Source organism: Rahnella sp. ATs2, assembly GCF_051851855.1.
Taxonomy (GTDB): Bacteria; Pseudomonadota; Gammaproteobacteria; order Enterobacterales; family Enterobacteriaceae; genus Rahnella; species Rahnella variigena.
The window spans coordinates 163704-182956 of record NZ_JBLYPL010000010.1 but is presented as its reverse complement, the minus strand read 5'-3'; the positions used below and the strand labels follow the sequence as shown (position 1 = coordinate 182956).

Here is a 19253-nt window from a genome sequence, read left to right as displayed (position 1 = left end):
CCATTCCCCTAAATCCTTTGAGCCGCAGCAGCGTTGGCTGCCTTCACTCACTCCGGTCACTTACTTGAGTAAGCTCCCGGAGACTCGTTCCGTTGCCGCCTTGCTGCAACTCCAATGCTTTCGGGGACTCAGTTAATTAAAGGTTTTTCATATTTTCCGCTTCTAACTCGCGGAAATATTTAACAGTTTTGACTTTCAGTTCCATGGTGGAAGGTTCATCACACACCATAACGGCTTTTGCGTGTAATTGCAGGCAACTGATGGTCCACATGTGGTTGATATTACCTTCAACAGCGGCTTCAAGCGCCTGCGCTTTCGCGTGACCGGTAACCAGAATCATCACTTCTTCCGCATCCAGCAGCGTACCCACGCCAACGGTCAGGGCGAATTTTGGCACCTGAGACACATCGTTGTCGAAGAAACGGGAGTTCGCGATACGGGTTTCATGGGTCAGGGTTTTGATACGCGTACGTGAAGCCAGGGATGAAGCCGGTTCGTTGAACGCGATATGACCGTCGTTACCCACGCCACCCATGAACAGGTTAATTTTGCCGTAAGACTTAATTTTCGCTTCGTACTGGCGACATTCTTCGTCGACGTCTGGTGCATTACCATTCAGCAGGTTGATATTTTCGCGTGGAATATCAACGTGATCAAAGAAGTTTTTATACATGAAGGTATGGTAGCTCTCAGGGTGTTCCTGCGGCAGACCCACATATTCATCCATATTAAAGGTGACGACGTTCTTGAAGCTAACCTGGCCTGCTTTATGCATGGCGATTAAATGTTTGTAAGCTTCGAGAGGGGTACCACCGGTAGGCAGGCCCAGAACGAAAGGACGGTCGGCGGTAGGTTTGAAAGCGTTAATACGTTCAACGATATGACGTGCAGCCCATTTGCCAACTTCAGTGGTGGTGTTTAAAGGAATAAGTCTCATCACGTACCTCTAGTTTCAGAATATTGAATATACTGTTGATATCCTCTGTCCTTGACGCTGCAGGGGCGTTGGCTGCTCTCGCTCACCCGAATCACTTACCTGTGTAAGCTCATCGGGTTTCACTCGATTGCCGCCTTCCTGCAACGTCAATGACTGCGGATATACGTAGTCAAAGTAAAAACTAAGTTCGTCAGTTCAAAGGCGGTCTTGTTAAGCGTAAACCACCGCGGCGGTTTATGACTGGCACAATGCCGTCTAGATTTTTTTAATGATAAAATAAGTTTTGTGTGTTGACCAGTCTGATGGCATGTTATGACCTCTTTTTGGTGACATTTCTCACAAAAAGAGAGGTTTTAATTTGCGATACGAAATAATCTTTTTACACTCGCAGTGCTGTTAGTTATAAGTGCAGTTGGTTAAATCGGAACGGTAAATGTAAAGGTAGTAACCATACTAATTAAACTACTTAGGTGATTCGCCTGACGGCGGATAGGGGGAAATGTGAATATTCTTGGATTCTTTCAGCGTTTAGGCAGAGCGCTACAGCTGCCGATAGCCGTACTGCCGGTCGCTGCTTTATTGCTGCGTTTCGGTCAGCCTGATCTTCTTAATATGCCTTTCATCGCGCAAGCCGGTGGCGGGATTTTCGATAACCTCGCATTAATTTTTGCTATTGGTGTGGCATCCAGCTGGTCTAAAGACAATGCGGGTGCAGCAGCATTAGCTGGTGGTATTGGTTACTTCATCCTGACTAAAGCGATGATCACCATCAACCCTGCGGTAAACATGGGCGTGCTGGCCGGTATTATCACCGGTCTGGTGGGCGGTATGGTTTACAACCGCTGGTCAGATATCAAACTGCCTGACTTCCTGAGCTTCTTCGGTGGGAAACGCTTCGTTCCTATCGCAACCGGCTTCTTCTGTCTGATTCTGGCCGCTATCTTCGGTTACGTCTGGCCTCCGGTGCAGGATGCAATCCGTGCAGGCGGGGAGTGGATCGTAGGTGCTGGCGCATTCGGTGCGGGTATCTTTGGTTTCGTCAACCGTTTGCTGATCCCAACCGGTCTGCATCAGGTTCTGAACACCATCGCATGGTTCCAGATTGGTGACTTCACTAACGCTGCAGGTACTGTATTCCACGGTGACATCAACCGCTTCTACGCGGGTGACGGCACTGCAGGGATGTTCATGTCCGGCTTCTTCCCAATCATGATGTTTGGTCTGCCAGGCGCAGCCTGTGCAATGTACTTTGCTGCACCAAAAGAACGTCGTCCGTTGGTTGGCGGTATGCTGGTATCCGTCGCGGTGACTGCATTCCTGACCGGTGTGACCGAGCCATTAGAATTCCTGTTCATGTTCCTTGCTCCGTTGCTGTACTTAGTGCACGCCATCCTGACCGGGATCAGCCTGTACATCGCAACCGCGCTGGGCATTCACGCAGGCTTCTCCTTCTCTGCAGGCGCCATCGACTATGCGTTGATGTACAACCTGCCAGCAGCAAGTAAAAACGTCTGGATGTTGCTGGTGATGGGTGTAATCTTCTTCATCATCTACTTCGTTCTGTTCAGCGTTATCATCCGTATGTTCAACCTGAAAACGCCAGGTCGTGAAGACGACGTTGATCATATCGGTGAGCCGGAAGCAAACAGCAACACTGAAGAAGGTCTGAATCAGCTGGCTGTGAGCTACATCGGAGCTCTGGGTGGTTCTGATAACTTCAAAGGTATTGATGCCTGTATTACCCGTCTGCGTCTGAACGTGAAAGATGCCGGCACCGTTGATGACGCCGCATGTAAACGTCTGGGGGCATCAGGTATTGTTCGTCTGAACAAACAAAGTATTCAGGTTATCGTCGGCGCTAAAGCAGAATCTCTGGCAGATGCCATGAAGAAAGTGATGGCGCGTGGCCCGATTGCTGCCGGTGTTGCTACGCCATTGGCTGCGGTTAAAGCAGCGCCGCAGGCTGTGCCAAACAGCGTCAAAACCGTCGTAGAGACGCTGGTTTCGCCGGTTACCGGTGACATCGTTGCGCTGGATCAGGTGCCTGATGAAGCATTTGCCAGCAAAGCGGTCGGTGATGGCGTCGCTATTCGTCCGACAGACAAAATCGTCGTTTCTCCTGCGGCCGGTACTGTGGTGAAAATCTTCAATACCAACCATGCGTTCTGCCTGGAAACCACTTCCGGCGCTGAAATCGTGGTGCATATGGGGATTGATACGGTTGCACTCAACGGTCAGGGCTTTACCCGCCTGGTTGAAGAAGGTGCAACGGTCGTCGCTGGTCAGCCTGTACTGGAACTGGATCTGGATTATCTGAACGCCAATGCGCGCTCAATGATAAGCCCGGTTGTGGTCAGCAACATCGACGATTATACCGGTGTGATTTCTCTGGCCAGCGGCTCAGTGGTTGCCGGTCAGACCAAACTGTTCGAGATCCAGAGTAAGTAACTCTGTTGATTGATTCACATTAGAAAGCCCTGTCGCGGGAAGAGAGTAATCTCTTCCCGCGTTTTTATTGCTTCTAAGCAGAAGTCATGCAGATAACCACGATTTTATGCAACTAACGGTTGTTTCCTTACGTGGCTTGTTGGAACATAAGCGGTTATCCGTAGAGTCAAATGTCGCGTAGAGGAATTGCACAATGAGTGAGGCAGAAGCCCGCCCAACAAATTTTATCCGTCAGATTATTGATGAAGATCTGGCGACCGGGAAACACAATACCGTTCATACCCGTTTCCCGCCTGAGCCTAATGGCTATCTGCATATTGGTCATGCGAAATCTATCTGCCTGAATTTTGGCATCGCGCAAGACTATCAGGGGCAGTGCAACCTGCGTTTTGACGATACCAACCCGGCAAAAGAAGATATTGAATTCGTTGAGTCGATCAAACACGACGTGCAATGGTTAGGTTTCGACTGGAGTGGTGATATTCACTATTCTTCAGACTATTTTGATCAGCTGCACGCCTATGCGCTGGAACTGATCAATAAAGGTCTGGCGTATGTAGATGAACTGTCTCCTGATCAGATCCGCGAATACCGTGGTTCCCTGACATCGCCGGGTAAAAACAGCCCGTATCGCGATCGCAGCGTAGAAGAGAACATCGCGCTGTTCGAAAAAATGCGTAACGGCGAATTTGCTGAAGGCGCTGCGTGTCTGCGTGCAAAAATCGATATGGCTTCGCCATTCTTCGTGATGCGTGATCCGGTAATTTACCGTATCAAATTTGCAGAACACCATCAGACCGGCAACAAATGGTGCATCTACCCGATGTACGATTTCACCCACTGCATTTCCGATGCGCTGGAAGGGATCACCCATTCACTGTGTACGCTGGAATTCCAGGACAACCGTCGTCTGTACGACTGGGTGCTGGATAACATCAGCATTCCATGCCATCCGCGTCAGTACGAGTTCTCCCGTCTGAATCTCGAATACTCCATCATGTCCAAGCGTAAGCTGAACCTGCTGGTGACGGATAAAATCGTTGAAGGCTGGGATGACCCGCGTATGCCGACCGTTTCCGGTCTGCGTCGCCGTGGCTACACTGCCGCGTCTATCCGTGAATTCTGCCGTCGTATTGGCGTGACGAAACAAGATAACAACGTCGAAATGATGGCGCTGGAATCCTGTATTCGTGACGATCTGAACGAAAACGCACCGCGCGCCATGGCGGTTATCAATCCGGTTAAAGTGATCATCGAGAACTTTACCGGTGATGACGTGCAGATGGTGAAAATGCCGAACCATCCGAGCAAGCCGGAAATGGGTACCCGCGAAGTGCCGTTCACGCGCGAGATTTACATCGATCAGGCTGATTTCCGTGAAGAAGCGAACAAACAGTACAAGCGTCTGGTGCTGGGCAAAGAAGTTCGCCTGCGCAATGCGTATGTGATTAAAGCTGAACGCATTGAGAAAGACGCAGAAGGCAATATCACCACCATCTTCTGTTCTTACGATATCGAAACGCTGAGCAAAGATCCCGCTGATGGCCGCAAGGTGAAAGGTGTGATCCACTGGGTTTCTGCGACAGAAGGTAAACCGGCGGAATTCCGTCTGTATGACCGTCTGTTCAGCGTGGCGAATCCTGGCCAGGCAGAGGACTTCCTGACCACGATCAACCCGGAATCGCTGGTGATTGCTCACGGTTTTGTTGAGCCTTCTCTCGTGGCAGCTCAGGCTGAAATCAGCCTGCAGTTCGAGCGTGAAGGTTACTTCTGCGCCGACAGCCGCTACTCAAGCGCTGACAATCTGGTGTTCAACCGTACCGTTGGTCTGCGTGATACCTGGGAAAGCAAACCCGTCGCGTAATTGCCTCTGAATGGCTTGTTTGAACGACTGATGAAACGCAGCTCCGGCTGCGTTTTTTTTATGTCTGCTATTTCTGTCTGCTGGTAATGACAGGTGCATGGTGGTTTTGTTTTTCATCGCGAATTAATGTGTTTTTGATGTTTACTTTTAAACCCTGTTTTTTGTGTGCTGAAACGTTTAAATGAACGATTAAAATTATCAATTCACTGATTATGTTATTTATTTTAGTTACTCCTCCGCTTAACTCTTTCCTATGGCATTTTGTTACACTTTTTCATCTTTATGTGCACTTTGTCATACTTCAGCGATCAATGAGTAATTACTCATTGATAATTCGCGTCGCGAAAAATACTCTTGAACGTGATTTAACCGGTACGCCTTTGGCGGCCGCTTTTAATACCCGTTTGGGTTTTGTTGGTATTTTTTAGTCAAAGATGAGGAATTTCTATGCACAAGCACCTTAACAGGGGCAGGGGATCGGCTTACCTGAAACCTGCACTATATTCTCTTGCCGGCACCTTATTGGGTGGCGGAATGATGTTTTCTGAAGATGCCAAAGCGGCAGGTTTTATTGATGATTCGACGCTGACCGGCGGTGTGTATTACTGGCAGCGTGAGCGTGACCGCAAGGACATGGATCCGGCGAGCGACAACTACAAAGACTACACAACCAACCTTTCACATTCTACCGCTAACCTGAATCTCGATTTTTCTTCCGGCTATGCCTGGGACATGTTTGGTATTGATATCGCAGCCTTTACGGCGATTGAAATGGCCGAAAGCAGCGAAAGCGGACATCCCAACGAAATCGCTTTCTCCAACAGCAACCGTGCTTACGACGAAGATTACTCCGGTGATAAAAGTGGGGTCAGCCTGTACAAAGCCGCCGGTAAATTTAAATACGGCGGATTCTGGGGACATGCCGGTTACATCCAGCCAACGGGCCAGACACTGATTGCACCGCACTGGAGCTTCATGCCGGGAACTTACCGCGGTGCGGAAGCGGGCTACAAGCACGATTTCGGTGATCCGGGAGAATTGAGTTTCTCCTACATGTGGGCGGATGAATATAAATCTCCGTGGCATCTGGAAATGGATGATTTCCGCCAGAACGATAAGAAAACGGGCGTTTCATACATCCACTCTCTTGGAGCGAAATACGACTTCAAAAACGACTTTGTGCTGGAAGGCGCTTTTGGTCAGGCTGAAAGTTACGTCGATCAGTATTTTGCCAAAGCGTCTTACAAAATCGATCTGATGGGCAATCCGCTGACCACCAGCTACCAGTTCTACGGTGCGGAAGATCGCATCAGCAATAAGAACGATCCGAACAGCTTGTATGACGGGATGGCCTGGTTGCAGGCGCTGACTTTCGGTTACACCACTGGTCAGTTTAACTGGCGGCTGGAAGGTACGATGGTCAAAGCGGAAGGTAATCAGGGCTACTTCCTGCAACGTATGACCCCGACGTATTCCTCCTCCAACGGTCGTCTTGACGTGTGGTGGGATAACCGTTCGGACTTCAACGCCAACGGCGAGAAAGCGGTGTACGCCGGCGTACTTTACGATCTGGCGAAATGGGATCTGCCGGGCTTTGCCGTCGGGGGTTCTTACGTTTACGCGTGGGACGCCAAACCGAGTACCAACGCCGCTTATGACCAGAGCCAGCGTCTGAAAGAGAGCGCCTGGAGCCTGGATGCGCTTTACACCATTCAGGAAGGCCGCGCGAAGGGGACACTGTTCAAACTGCATTACACCCAGTACGACAACCACTCGGATATTCCGAGCTGGGGCGGGGGTTACGGCAACATATTCCAGGATGAAAAAGACGTGAAATTCATCGTTATTGCTCCATTCACTATTTTCTGAGGTCGTTATGTCGATGAATAAATTACTGATGATGGCGGTATCGGCTGTTCTGCTGGCAGGCTGTGCGCCTACCGCCGATCAGGCACAGATTTCGCAAACGCGTGAAGACTACCGCGCGTGTATTAATTCTTCAGAAGGTAATCCGGACAAACTGGCATCCTGTCAGGTGTTGCTGAACAAGCTGAAACAGGAAAAAACACACCAGAAATTTGCGGAACAGGAAACAGTTCGCGTGCTGGATTACCAGCGCTGTCTGACGGCGCGCAAAACCGGTGATGGTCAGGCATATGCGGCGGATTGCGGTAAAATCTGGCAGGAAATCACATCCAATAACGCGCCTGCAATGGCGAACTAATAGCAGATTTTTGTAAAAGCCTTAGCTGGCAAAATCATCATTATCAAAAGCGAAACCCCGGCTTGCCGGGGTTTTTTACGTCGGCAAGCGGCGTCTGTGTTCGGGGTGAGAGGCAGACATAAAAAAACCGCTTTCCAGCGGTTAGTTTATTTAGAACATTTGCGACAATCGAAGCTGTGCAAATTAATGCGCAGGTTTGTCATTGTGCAAAGATTCATCTTCACGGCAGTCGCCTGCTTCACAGTGGCCGTACAGGTACAGACTGTGGTTGGTCAGTTTGATGCCATGTTTTTTAGCAATCTCACGCTGACGACCTTCAATATATTCGTCACGGAATTCAATCACACGACCGCAATCCAGGCAGATCAGGTGATCGTGGTGATGTTGCTGAGTCAGTTCGAATACGGACTTGCCGCCTTCGAAGTTATGACGGGTGACGATACCAGCATCATCAAACTGGTTCAGAACACGATAAACCGTGGCCAGACCAATTTCTTCGCCCATATCAATCAGTTGCTTGTACAGATCTTCCGCACTAACGTGATGACCTTCCGGCGCTTGCAGCACTTCCAGGATTTTGAGGCGCGGAAGCGTGACTTTTAAGCCGGCTTTCTTCAGTGCGGTGTTGTTGTCAGTCATGCGGATTCAGTCCTGTTACTATGTGCTAATCAAGTTGAGGCATGCAGCCTGTGGCATCGGCGGCACAAAATTGTTCGTTTACTGTTCTTCGTTTAAGGGAAGTGTGCCCATTCTCGTAAACGACAGCCTGTTAATAAAGATCACAAATTGCCTGTCACACTAATAATGCAACGACTTGATCGATAGAAAAAACAGATGAACTCAGTGTACCTTGATACGACCGAAAGTTACAATTTTGTAGCGGTTAAATTGTTAATTTCAGTAATAGTTTGGCCCTTCAATTGTAGAATAAATCCTCAGGGCCAACAGGGTTTTAGCCGATAATTTCTGAAAGGCTGAGTTCTTCTGTGATCTGTTTCACCCACGCATCAACACGTTCAGCGGTCAGTTCCGGCTGACGGTCTTCGTCAATTGCCAGTCCGATGAAGTGCTTATCATCTGCCAGGCCTTTGGATGCTTCAAAGTGGTAACCTTCAGTTGGCCAGTGTCCGACAATCACTGCGCCGCGTGGCTCAATGATATCGCGCACGGTACCCAGTGCATCGCAGAAATACTCGGCATAGTCTTCCTGATCGCCGCAGCCAAACAGGGCAACCAGCTTACCTTCAAAATCTATCTCTTCGAGCGACGGGAAAAAGTCATCCCAGTCACACTGCGCTTCACCGTAATACCAGGTTGGAATTCCGATCAGCAAAATATCGAATTTTTCCAGATCCTCTTTGCTGCTCTTCGCAATGTCATGCACCTCAGCCACATCTTTACCCAATTGTTTCTGGATCATTTTAGCGATGTTTTCGGTGTTACCTGTATCGGATCCAAAGAAGATACCTACAACGGCCATAAGATTATCTAACCTCTTGTTCTAAATGAAGTGCCCTGCATTGCAGGCAATAATAGCGAAGATGATACCAAACTCGCGAGGCGGAGAATATGCTTCTGCTCGCCTTCTTAACTGGGGAATAAGTTTATCGGGCAATATTTTAAAGTGTTATCGCCATCGTGTGCTTATCAACCACAGGGTTCCTGAGGTCATAAGCAAAGTGAAGAAATAAACCGGCTCCTTCCTTAAGTTTACGCATGTCCCGCCGATAGATGATGCGAGAGCAATCTCAACATAATAAAGAAATCGATGCCCGGAGAGGTGTTCAAACATGTCCGGGGGCGTAAGCCTGCTGGTTACCTGTTTTGATTCTCCGCATCCCCGTCAATCCTCAGACCAGAAACAGTCCTGTTTCGAGAGAGGCATATCGTGCAGTTTTTAAAAAATATTACCATCAGGGCCGCTTTATTAACCATTCTTGGCATCTTCTGCGTGATGTGGGCCGGTGTTTCCCTTTATACCGTCACATCACTTGGCACATTAACGCAAAATACCAGGAACAGTACCGAACTGGTCAACAACATGACGCTGATCAGCAAAGGTAACGATCAGTATTTCCGTACCGTGACGCGTCTGAGTCGTGCGGTTGCACAGCTTCAGGCTGACCCGTCAAAGGGCCCTGAAATTTTTGACAGCGCCAAACAATCTCTTGATGGACTGACTCAGGCGCTGGCTGATTTTAAATCAGTACCCCATCCGGGCCTGGAAGAATCAGCCATTCAGGAACTGCAGACCAGCTGGGAAAACCTGCTGACACAGGGCGTTACGCCGTTATTCAATGCTGCCAGCAGTAAGAATATCGACACCTATAACCAGTTAGCCAACACCACGGTTCCGGCGCTGAGCCGCACTTTTGGTTCATCAATGGAAAAAGTCAGCAGCCAGATTGCAGTTGATTTTCAGGCCGCACAAAATGAATCCAATCATCTGACCTACATGAGCAAAGTGATCCAGCTGAGCGCATTTGGTATTGGTTTGATCCTGTTGCTGCTGACCGACCGCTATCTGGTGATGGCGCTGGTGAAACCGCTGGATAAAATCCGCGATCAGTTCGCGGTGATCGCCAGCGGTGACCTGACGCAGTATATGGAAGAGTTCGGTAAAAACTGCGCCGGTAAACTGATCCCGCTGCTGAATGTGATGCAGGCGAGTCTGGTGAATACGGTGCAGACGATCCGTAACTGTACTAACCATATCTATCAGGGCGCATCGGAAATTTCAGCAGGGAATAATGACTTGTCTTCGCGTACCGAAGAACAGGCTTCTGCTCTGGAAGAAACCGCAGCCAGCATGGAAGAACTGACAGCGACGGTGAAACACAATGCCGATAACGCACATCACGCCAGCCAGCTGGTGATTGAAGCCTCCGGCACAGCGCAGAAGGGCGGAAATATTGTGGCGGACGTGGTCAGTACCATGAAAGACATTTCCGGCAGCTCAAAGAAAATTGCTGAAATTACGTCGGTCATCAACAGCATTGCTTTCCAGACCAACATTCTGGCGCTGAACGCCGCAGTTGAAGCCGCACGTGCGGGCGAACAGGGGCGTGGATTTGCGGTGGTCGCCAGCGAAGTGCGCAATCTGGCACAGCGCAGCGCCCAGGCGGCGAAAGAAATCGAATCCCTGATCAGTGAATCGGTTTCCCGCGTCGACAGCGGTTCAAAACTGGTTGAAAACGCCGGTCTGACGATGAATGAAGTGGTGCGCTCAATTACGCATGTCACCGATATCATGGCGGAAATTGCTTCGGCATCTGATGAGCAAAGCAAAGGCATCGGCCAGGTGGCGGTGGCGATCACTCAGATGGACAGTGTGACGCAGCAGAACGCCTCGCTGGTTGAAGAGGCATCGCAGGCTGCGGTTTCTCTGGAAGAACAGGCTGCATTACTCAACAACGCCGTGGCCACGTTCAAACTCAAAGACAGCGTCACCAACGTGAAGGGACGTCCAGCGAAAGCGGTTTCCGCTCCGTTGCTGCGTCCGGATACCGGGATGGGCGGGTTGCTTTCGGCGAATAGCGCGAAAAGTGCTGAGAACTGGGAAACGTTTTGAGAAGCACGAAGAGAGTGAGCGTTGAATAAGTAAGAAAAAACAAACGGGTAGCCTGAAAAGGTTACCCGTTTTTAATCAGCCTTCATGACCGTTAAGATGTGCCAGCAGCATCTCTTCAATCAGTTCGCTACGACTGATGTTACGTTCTTCAGCCAGCTTATTGAGCGTATCAACAGCATCGGCATTCATTTTCAGCTCAACGCGACGCAGACCGCTCGCTTTATCGCGGCGTAACTGATTGCGCTTGTTGATCCTGAGCTGTTCATCACGGGATAGCGGATTTGTTTTTGGACGCCCCGGACGGCGGTCATCTGCGAACAGATCAATCGTCGTGCGATCCAGTTGTTCTTTTGCCATAGGTAGCGGTACAACCAGGGAAGTTTTTACATCGGAAAACGGCAAGCCGATTCCTGACGAGCGTTTCACACATTTCGGGCTAAGAAACCCTGACCCAATTTACCCCCCGCGACTCAGCCTGAGTGAAACGGGGCGGCAAAATTATAGCGCGCAATCATACACTGGCGCGCCTGGGGTTCACAACGCCTGATTGCCCTGATTTCATGATAACTTTCTAAGTTGTGCAGACTTTTTGCACAATTTATCCCCAGGATGTTAAACCTTAGTCCACATCGATGAAACGGTGAACAGCGCGCAGCACGGCCTCAGGTTTTTCCGCGTGAACCCAGTGTCCGGTTCCGGCGACGACATAGGCTTTGGCCTGCGGGAACTGACGGGCGATATCTTCGCGGTAAGCGTCCTGCACATACGGCGACAATCCGCCGCGGATAAATAACGCCGGGTGATCCCACGCCGGTACGTCTTCCCAGCCGGTGATGGTTTCGTATTCACTGAGCAGCACCGGAACGTTAAAGCGCCATTCTCCCTGCTGGAAAGATTTCAGCAGAAACTGAATCACGCCGTCTTCCTTTATATACTCGCGCATACAGGCGGCAGCTGACGTGCGGTCACGTAATCCGGCAGCGGTGACGGCGTTAATCGCGGCAAAAATCTCATCGTGACGGCGCACGCGGTAATCGACCGGCGCGACATCAATGACGATCAGCTTCTCGATACGGTCAGGGATCAGCGCGGTCAGCGCCATCGCTGCTTTGCCGCCCATCGAGTGGCCGATAACAATGATTTTTTGGAAACCCACTTCATCCAGCGTTTCTGCTAAATCCTGCGCCATCGCGGCGTATGACATCTCATCAGAACGCCCGGACTGGCCATGGTTACGCAAATCGACCTGTAACACTCTATGCTGTTGTTTCAGGTCGCGGCCCAGAACGCCCAGATTATCAAGGGTTCCGAACAGGCCGTGGATTAACACAACCGGCAGGGCATGGCTGCCAGCGACTTCAGGTTCTTGCAGGCGATAATGTAATTTCATGGCGAAGTTCATACTGATAAACGATTCCATTAGGTTATCATGAGTTGCGGATGATTTTTTAGAACAGAAAGTTTCTGCCAGATGCCTGAGCGGGATTTGACTACCAGAAGCAAGAACAGGCCGGAGCCTGCATGCAGCAAAAACGGGAAGTAGTCTGGTTTTTGCTTCGCGGCGCAATTCCCCTGTTTGTTACTGTGTAGAAATTTGTATAATCCTTTTGAATTAAGTAGAAAAACAGTACTGGATAAAGATGAAAACTATTGAGGTTGACGAAGAACTCTACCGCTACATTGCCAGCCACACGCAGGCTATCGGTGAAAGTGCGTCTGATATTTTACGCCGTATGTTGAAGTTTACTGCCGGACAGACCGCTCCTGCCGCGACAGTGAATGCTTCCATTATTGCCGGCACCGTTGCACAGGAAAAACCTGTCGCCGCTGCAGCACCGACGTCGCGTGATAAAGTCCGCGCCGTCCGTGAATTGTTGCTGTCTGACGAATACGCAGAGCAGACCAAAGCGGTGAACCGCTTTATGTTGATCCTGTCGACCTTGTATGGCCTGAACCCGAAAGAATTTGCCGTTGCGACCGAGTCATTAACAGGCCGCACGCGTACCTATTTTGCCGGTGACCAGCAAACCCTGCTGCAAAACGGCATTCATACCAAGCCTAAACACGTTCCCGGAACGCCGTATTGGGTTATTACGAATACCAACACAGGTCGCAAACGCAGCATGATCGAACACATCATGCAACTCATGCAGTTCCCGGCGGAACTGACTGACAAAGTGTGCGGCACCCTCTAAATTTCAGCGTAAGGGAGAAGCGCCAGTGGCTAATCACCCCCGTGCAGGGCAACCTGCTCAGCAAAGCGATTTGATTAATGTGGCGCAGTTAACGTCACAGTATTACGTTCTGCAACCGGATCCGGCTAATACAGCACACGCTGTGAAATTCGGCACGTCCGGTCATCGCGGTAGTTCGTTGCGTCACAGCTTTAATGAAGCGCACATCCTGGCCATTGCTCAGGCAATTGCTGAAGTGCGTAAAGAGCAGGGCACCACCGGCCCGTGCTACGTGGGTAAAGACACACATGCGTTGTCTGAACCGGCGTTTATCTCTGTGCTGGAAGTGCTGACGGCGAATGGCGTAGATGTCATCGTGCAGGAAGACAACGGCTTCACGCCGACGCCTGCGGTGTCTCACGCTATCCTGACCCACAACCGCAACGGCGGCGCGCTGGCTGATGGCATCGTCATCACCCCTTCGCACAATCCACCGGAAGATGGCGGTATCAAATACAACCCGACCAACGGTGGCCCGGCAGATACCAATCTGACCTCCGTGATTGAGAAACGCGCTAACGCACTGCTGGCTGCGAAGCTTGCGGGTGTGAAACGTCAGTCTCTGGATCAGGCGTGGAAAAGTGGTCATCTGGTGGCGCAGGATCTGGTTCAGCCGTTTATCGAAGGCCTGACCGACATCGTTGATATGGCCGCGATTCAGAAAGCAGGCCTGAAACTGGGTGTGGATCCTCTCGGTGGTTCCGGTATCGAATACTGGAAGCGCATCGCTGAGCATTACAAACTGGATCTGACGCTGGTGAACGATGAAGTCGATCAGACTTTCCGTTTCATGCATCTCGACCACGACGGTGTGATCCGCATGGACTGCTCGTCTGAATCCGCCATGGCCGGTCTGCTGGCGCTGCGTGATAAATTCGATCTGGCCTTTGCCAATGACCCTGACTACGACCGCCACGGCATTGTGACGCCAGCCGGTCTGATGAACCCCAACCATTATCTGGCGGTGGCGATTCAGTACCTGTTCCAGCACCGTCCGCAGTGGGGCAAAGAGGTTGCCGTCGGTAAAACGCTGGTTTCCAGCGCGATGATCGACCGCGTAGTGGAAGATTTAGGCCGTAAACTGGTAGAAGTACCGGTAGGCTTTAAATGGTTCGTTGATGGTCTGTTTGACGGCAGCTTCGGTTTTGGTGGCGAAGAAAGTGCAGGGGCTTCTTTCCTGCGTTTCAATGGCACCCCGTGGTCTACCGACAAAGACGGTATCATCATGTGCCTGCTGGCCGCGGAAATCACCGCCGTCACCGGCAAGAACCCGCAGGAACATTACAACGAGCTGGCTGCCCGCTTTGGCGCGCCAAGCTACAACCGTATTCAGGCACCTGCAACTCACGCGCAGAAAGCCGCGCTGTCTAAACTTTCTCCTGAACAGGTGAAAGCCGACACGCTGGCCGGTGACCCGATCACTGCCCGTCTGACCAACGCTCCGGGTAACGGCTCGTCAATCGGCGGCCTGAAAGTGATGACCAAAAACGGCTGGTTCGCGGCACGTCCGTCCGGTACAGAAGAAGCCTACAAAATTTATTGTGAAAGCTTCCTCGGTGCTGAACACCGCGAACAAATCGAGAAAGAAGCGGTAGAAATCGTCAGCAAGGTTCTTGCCGACGCTAAATAAGCCGTTTTCTGTTTCTCATCAAAGGCGCTGATTATTCAGCGCTTTTTTTTTGCGCGTTTCTTGCCGCCAGTTCAGAGACGAAAAAGATATATCTAAATGCGCTTTTCGGCTTGCCAGTTTCTGAAAATCGATCTAGTTTAGATATATCGAAATAATTCGATATATCTAAATAGGACGTAAACTATGTTTAGCAAAATGTTTGAAGGCCGCCACCGCGGTCACGGATGCCGGGAAGAAGGGCATCGCGGTCATTGCCGTCATGAATCAGATCGCAGCGATCACAGCGAGCGTCACATGTTGCGCCGGGATGGCCGCCATCGTGGTGAAGAACGTGGTGAAGAAGGGCGCGAACGTCGCGGACGTGGCGAAGGCCGTCGCGGTGGTCGTGGCGAGCGCGGTGTGCATCGTCTGTTTGAACACGGTGATTTGCGCCGCGTGCTGCTGGCGCTGGTGGCGAAGAAACCGAGCCACGGTTATGAGCTGATTAAAGCTATCGAAGAAGCGTCTTCCGGTCTGTATGTGCCAAGCCCTGGCGTCATTTACCCGACGCTGACGCTGCTGGAAGAGCAGGATTTCCTCGAGCCTGTCGCCACCGGTAATGGTCGTAAAAGCTATCAGACAACTGAAGCCGGAAAAGTCGAACTGGCGCAACATCAGGCGGCGGTGGATGTGATTTTTGCCCGTCTGGCTGGCGCTCAGCGTCCGCGTGAAAACAATCTGGCAGAAGGTATTCATGAATCGATGCACCGCCTGCGTCACGCGCTGCGCGGCAACATGATGCGTTCGGATTTAACGCCGGAGCAGGTGGTGCGGGTGAGTGCCATTTTGCAGCAGGCTGCGGAAAGTCTGGAAGCTGAATTTGGCGAAGCCAAACCGGAAACTGACGAACCTAAGGCATAAAACGATAGCCTACGCCGGTTTCAGTCAGTAAATGACGCGGCCGGGTGGCGTCGGCCTCCAGTTTCTGGCGCAAATGCCCCATGTAGATGCGCAGATAATGGCTGTGTTCGACGTAATTCGGGCCCCACACGTGGCTCAGTAACTGACGCTGAGTAATCACTTTGCCGCTGTTTGCCAGCAGTTCGGCCAGCAGGCGAAACTCAATCGGCGTCAGATGACAATCTTCCCCGTTTCGCTGTACGCGGCGGTTGATCAAATCTACCGTCACATCCGCAAATGTGACCAGCGGACTTTCCTGCGAACTGCCCGCATGACGGCGCAACGCCACGCGAACCCGCGCCAGCAGCTCACCAACGCCAAACGGCTTGGTCAGAAAATCATCGGCACCGGCATCCAGCGCGGCAATTTTGTCTTCTTCACTCGTGCGAGCCGACAGCACAATCACCGGGATCGCGCTCCAGTGGCGTAAATCGCGGATATACGTCAGGCCGTCACCGTCCGGTAAACCGAGATCGAGAATAATCAGATCCGGTTTACGCGTGCCGGCCTCAATCAACCCGCGTTGCAGCGTCTCACTTTCAAATACCCGCAAGCCTTCCGCCTCGAGCGCCGTGCGCACAAAGCGGCGGATCTCTTTTTCGTCTTCAACAATTAAAATATTTACCGGGGATGCGCTCACGTTGCCTCGTCGATGTCAGTGTCCATATCCGCTTCCATCTCGGGCAGGGCTTCCAGCGGCAGCCTGAAACGGAAACGCGCGCCGCCGTCAGGGCCATTCTCCGCCCAAATTCGTCCGTCGTGCACCTCAATAATGGCACGGCAAATCGCTAATCCCAACCCCACGCCGGGAATTGCTGACTCTTTATTTCCCCTGGCGAATTTTTCGAAAATAGCGTGTTCGGCACCGGCCGGAATTCCCGGACCGTTATCCCAGACTTCGATCTCCAGCCACTCATCCAGCGGTGTGGCTTTTATGCCAATTGTCGCGCCAATACCGGCATATTTATGGGCATTTTCCAGCAGATTGATCAGCACCCGTTCAATCAGGCTGGCGTCGCAGTTAACCAGCACCATTTCCTTCGGCAAATCTATCTCGATGTGGTCGTGAGCCAGCACCGGTTCAAGCATCCGCAGTGCGCTGCCGGTGATTTCTTCCACTGACTGCCACTCTTTGCGCAGATTAAATCCGCCGGACTGAATGCGCGCCATATCCAGCAGATTATTCACCAGCCGTGTGGTGCTCAGTACCTGCTGGCGGATCTGGCTGGCCTGCGGGGCGTGCTTCGAACCTTCCGATGCCAGATCCAGCGTCAGGATTTCCGCCTGCCCGAAAAGCACCGTCAGCGGTGTGCGCAGGTCATGGGAAAGCGCTGAAAGCAGTGAGTTGCGCAGTTGCTCGCGTTCAGTTTCCAGTCTTGCTGTTTCCGCGCTGGCGGCCAGATGCAGACGTTCAAGGGCATTAGCAATCAGCACGGTGAAAGTTTGTAGCAGACGTTGCTGTTCCGGCACCAGTAGCTGGCGGATATTCGGCGGTTCGACCGCCAGCAGACCGCGCGATTCTCCGGAAGCAATCAGCGGCAAAAGCTGATACGGCACGCCGGGCAGGGTATCGGTGCCCGCACCGGCAGGCATTTTTTTATCGAAACTCCAGCGGGCGATGGCGTCATCCACCACAATCGACGTGGTTTCACCGGCAGGTTGTGCCAGTTCGCCATTCTCCTGCGGCAGCAAAATGGCGGTTTTGGCATTCAGGCTGGAAGAAATAAAGTGGCGGCTGGTTTGCGCAATGGCTTCCGGCGTCAGCGACTGGCTCAGCCCTTTGGACATTTCATACAGATGCTGCGCGCGTTTTTCACGGTGACGGGCGATGCGCGCCTGATAACGCACACCGGCGGTCAGATTCCCGATCAGAATACCGACGATCAGCATGACGCCGAACGTCACCAGATACTGTGCATCAGTGACCGCCAGCGAGCCGCGCGGCTGGACGAAAAACAGATCGAAGCTAACGACATTGATTACTGCCGCCAGCACCGACGGCCAGCGGCCATAAAACAGCGCGACAATCACCACGCCGAGCAGATACACCATCACCAGGTTGGCCTGATCGAAGGTCGGCACCAGCCATTGCGACATCACGGTGATCACCGCACACAGCGCCACTGCCAGCGAGCAGCCCCAGAGCTGGCGGCTGAAGCGGTCAGCGAATGTGCGTGAGTCCTGTTCTTTGCGTGCCGGATTGGGCGGAGAATCTTCCAGTCCGACCACGATGAGATCGAGATCCGGCGCGATATTTGCCAGTTTATCGGCAAAACTGGCGCTGAACTTCCAGCGTTTTTCGCGGCGGCGGCCGGTCACGATTTTGCCCAGACGATGCTCGCGGGCGTAGCGCAAAATCGCCTGTTCTTCCTGCGGATCGGAGAGGGTGGCGGTTTCCGCGCCCAGTTCCTGCGCCAGTTTCAGGGAGTGTAAAATGGCGCGTCGCTGACCTTCCGGCAGACGATGCAGACGTGGCGTTTCTACATACACCGCATGCCAGACGCAGCCGAGACGTGCGGCCATGCGCGATGCAACACGCACCAGTTTTTCATTACCGCCGCCGTGACCAATGCACAGCAACAGTGCGTCGCGGGTATGCCAGACACGATTAACGCCCTGATCGTCGCGATATTCGCGCATCTGATCGTCAACGCGATCGGCGGTGCGGCGCAGGGAAAGCTCGCGCAGGGCAATCAGATTGCCTTTACGGAAGAAGTGTTCGATGGCGCGTTCGGCCTGACCGGGAATATAAACTTTGCCTTCTTTCAGGCGCTGGCGGAGGGAGTCTGGCGGCAAATCCACCAGCACCACTTCGCTGGCGTCATCAAACAGACGGTCGGGAACGGTTTCGCGAATAATAATGCCGGTGACGCCGCTGACCACATCGTTCAGGCTTTCGAGATGCTGCACGTTGACGGTGGTAAACACGTCGATTCCGGCATCAAGTAACTCTTCGACATCCTGCCAGCGCTTCGGATGGCGCGAACCGGCGGCGTTACTGTGCGCCAGTTCGTCCATCAGGATCAGGGCAGGGCGGCGGGCCAGCGCGGCATCGAGGTCAAATTCCTGCACCTGACGACCGCGGTGGTTTATGCGTTTCGGTGGTAACAGAGAAAGCCCCGGCAGCAGCGCCTGCGTTTCCTCCCTTCCGTGGGTTTCCACCACGCCAACCAGCACGTCGAGACCGGTGGCACGCAGACGCTGTGCTTCCTGCAACATGGCAAAAGTTTTCCCGACGCCCGCACAGGCGCCGAAAAAGACTTTCAGTTGCCCGCGTGGCTTCTCATTGGCGAGCGCCAGCAGGCTGTCAGGATCGGGTCTTTCTTCTGTCATATCACCCTTCATACTTCGAGCTGCAGGTGCGTTGGCTTCACTCAGTCACCCGAATCACTTACTTATGTAAGCT

At 52.1% G+C, this 19253-nt stretch carries 15 protein-coding genes; 8 read left to right on the top strand and 7 right to left on the bottom strand.

Annotated features, from left to right (window positions below):
* Nucleotides 1–136 precede the first annotated feature (136 nt).
* Nucleotides 137–937, bottom strand: coding sequence for a glucosamine-6-phosphate deaminase (nagB, locus tag ACJY2G_RS13105; protein ID WP_112287648.1), 801 nt, complete (start codon nt 935–937; stop codon nt 137–139).
* A gap of 501 nt (nt 938–1438) precedes the next feature.
* Between nagB and nagE the strand changes: the two genes are divergently transcribed.
* The 4 genes from nagE to chiQ all read left to right on the top strand — a co-directional run bounded on the left by nagE (nt 1439) and on the right by chiQ (nt 7473).
* The gene (gene nagE / locus ACJY2G_RS13100) at nt 1439–3385 is read left to right on the top strand and encodes a PTS N-acetyl glucosamine transporter subunit IIABC (protein ID WP_430318958.1); all 1947 of its coding nucleotides are present in this window, start codon (nt 1439–1441) and stop codon (nt 3383–3385) included.
* A gap of 193 nt (nt 3386–3578) precedes the next feature.
* On the top strand, nt 3579–5249 hold the full coding sequence (gene glnS, locus ACJY2G_RS13095) for a glutamine--tRNA ligase (RefSeq protein ID WP_120160352.1): 1671 nt from the start codon (nt 3579–3581) through the stop codon (nt 5247–5249).
* A 447-nt stretch (nt 5250–5696) separates the two neighbouring features.
* Nucleotides 5697–7118, top strand: coding sequence for a chitoporin ChiP (chiP, locus tag ACJY2G_RS13090; RefSeq protein ID WP_113876047.1), 1422 nt, complete (start codon nt 5697–5699; stop codon nt 7116–7118).
* A gap of 13 nt (nt 7119–7131) precedes the next feature.
* On the top strand, nt 7132–7473 hold the full coding sequence (chiQ, locus tag ACJY2G_RS13085; RefSeq protein WP_430319109.1) for a ChiQ/YbfN family lipoprotein: 342 nt from the start codon (nt 7132–7134) through the stop codon (nt 7471–7473).
* A gap of 183 nt (nt 7474–7656) precedes the next feature.
* Here chiQ and fur read toward each other — a convergent pair whose 3' ends face one another.
* Together fur and fldA are read right to left on the bottom strand one after the other, a co-directional pair.
* Nucleotides 7657–8112, bottom strand: coding sequence for a ferric iron uptake transcriptional regulator (gene fur / locus ACJY2G_RS13080; RefSeq protein WP_015698140.1), 456 nt, complete (start codon nt 8110–8112; stop codon nt 7657–7659).
* A 313-nt stretch (nt 8113–8425) separates the two neighbouring features.
* Nucleotides 8426–8953, bottom strand: a complete 528-nt coding sequence (gene fldA, locus ACJY2G_RS13075; RefSeq protein ID WP_112287653.1) for a flavodoxin FldA — start codon at nt 8951–8953, stop codon at nt 8426–8428.
* Nucleotides 8954–9361: 408 nt separating this feature from the next.
* Between fldA and ACJY2G_RS13070 the strand changes: the two genes are divergently transcribed.
* Nucleotides 9362–11044: a methyl-accepting chemotaxis protein gene (locus ACJY2G_RS13070; RefSeq protein WP_439291808.1), complete on the top strand. Its 1683-nt coding sequence runs from the start codon at nt 9362–9364 to the stop codon at nt 11042–11044.
* A 75-nt stretch (nt 11045–11119) separates the two neighbouring features.
* On the opposite strand, the gene ybfE is transcribed toward ACJY2G_RS13070, so the two are convergent.
* Both ybfE and ybfF read right to left on the bottom strand, forming a co-directional pair.
* Complete coding sequence (ybfE, locus tag ACJY2G_RS13065) at nt 11120–11401, bottom strand: LexA regulated protein (protein ID WP_056772022.1); 282 nt, start codon at nt 11399–11401, stop codon at nt 11120–11122.
* Between the two features lie 262 nt (nt 11402–11663).
* Entirely contained in the window at nt 11664–12446 is a 783-nt protein-coding gene (ybfF, locus tag ACJY2G_RS13060; RefSeq protein ID WP_430319110.1) for an esterase, read from the bottom strand.
* Nucleotides 12447–12684: 238 nt separating this feature from the next.
* Between ybfF and seqA the strand changes: the two genes are divergently transcribed.
* From seqA to ACJY2G_RS13045, 3 genes are all read left to right on the top strand, one after another.
* A complete protein-coding gene (gene seqA / locus ACJY2G_RS13055) occupies nt 12685–13239 on the top strand; it encodes a replication initiation negative regulator SeqA (protein WP_112287655.1) in 555 nt (184 codons plus the stop codon).
* A gap of 25 nt (nt 13240–13264) precedes the next feature.
* Nucleotides 13265–14908, top strand: a complete 1644-nt coding sequence (gene pgm, locus ACJY2G_RS13050) for a phosphoglucomutase (alpha-D-glucose-1,6-bisphosphate-dependent) (RefSeq protein WP_439291805.1) — start codon at nt 13265–13267, stop codon at nt 14906–14908.
* Between the two features lie 183 nt (nt 14909–15091).
* Nucleotides 15092–15808, top strand: coding sequence for a PadR family transcriptional regulator (locus ACJY2G_RS13045; protein ID WP_439291804.1), 717 nt, complete (start codon nt 15092–15094; stop codon nt 15806–15808).
* Here ACJY2G_RS13045 and kdpE read toward each other — a convergent pair.
* The gene (gene kdpE, locus ACJY2G_RS13040; protein WP_112287658.1) at nt 15798–16487 is read right to left on the bottom strand and encodes a two-component system response regulator KdpE; all 690 of its coding nucleotides are present in this window, start codon (nt 16485–16487) and stop codon (nt 15798–15800) included. The genes ACJY2G_RS13045 and kdpE overlap by 11 nt on opposite strands.
* Nucleotides 16484–19180: a two-component system sensor histidine kinase KdpD gene (gene kdpD / locus ACJY2G_RS13035; protein ID WP_113876041.1), complete on the bottom strand. Its 2697-nt coding sequence runs from the start codon at nt 19178–19180 to the stop codon at nt 16484–16486. Before kdpD ends, kdpE begins: the two co-directional genes overlap by 4 nt.
* Nucleotides 19181–19253 lie beyond the last annotated feature (73 nt).

What these genes read in the sequence shown, in the direction of transcription:
- nagB (WP_112287648.1), bottom strand. Translation starts at nt 937, where the DNA reads ATGAGACTTATTCCTTTAAACACCACCACTGAAGTTGGCAAATGGGCT.
- fur (WP_015698140.1), bottom strand. Translation starts at nt 8,112, where the DNA reads ATGACTGACAACAACACCGCACTGAAGAAAGCCGGCTTAAAAGTCACG.
- ybfE (WP_056772022.1), bottom strand. Translation starts at nt 11,401, where the DNA reads ATGGCAAAAGAACAACTGGATCGCACGACGATTGATCTGTTCGCAGAT.
- fldA (WP_112287653.1), bottom strand. Translation starts at nt 8,953, where the DNA reads ATGGCCGTTGTAGGTATCTTCTTTGGATCCGATACAGGTAACACCGAA.
- seqA (WP_112287655.1), top strand. Translation starts at nt 12,685, where the DNA reads ATGAAAACTATTGAGGTTGACGAAGAACTCTACCGCTACATTGCCAGC.
- ybfF (WP_430319110.1), bottom strand. Translation starts at nt 12,446, where the DNA reads ATGAACTTCGCCATGAAATTACATTATCGCCTGCAAGAACCTGAAGTC.
- chiQ (WP_430319109.1), top strand. Translation starts at nt 7,132, where the DNA reads ATGAATAAATTACTGATGATGGCGGTATCGGCTGTTCTGCTGGCAGGC.
- chiP (WP_113876047.1), top strand. Translation starts at nt 5,697, where the DNA reads ATGCACAAGCACCTTAACAGGGGCAGGGGATCGGCTTACCTGAAACCT.
- glnS (WP_120160352.1), top strand. Translation starts at nt 3,579, where the DNA reads ATGAGTGAGGCAGAAGCCCGCCCAACAAATTTTATCCGTCAGATTATT.
- ACJY2G_RS13045 (WP_439291804.1), top strand. Translation starts at nt 15,092, where the DNA reads ATGTTTAGCAAAATGTTTGAAGGCCGCCACCGCGGTCACGGATGCCGG.
- kdpD (WP_113876041.1), bottom strand. Translation starts at nt 19,180, where the DNA reads ATGACAGAAGAAAGACCCGATCCTGACAGCCTGCTGGCGCTCGCCAAT.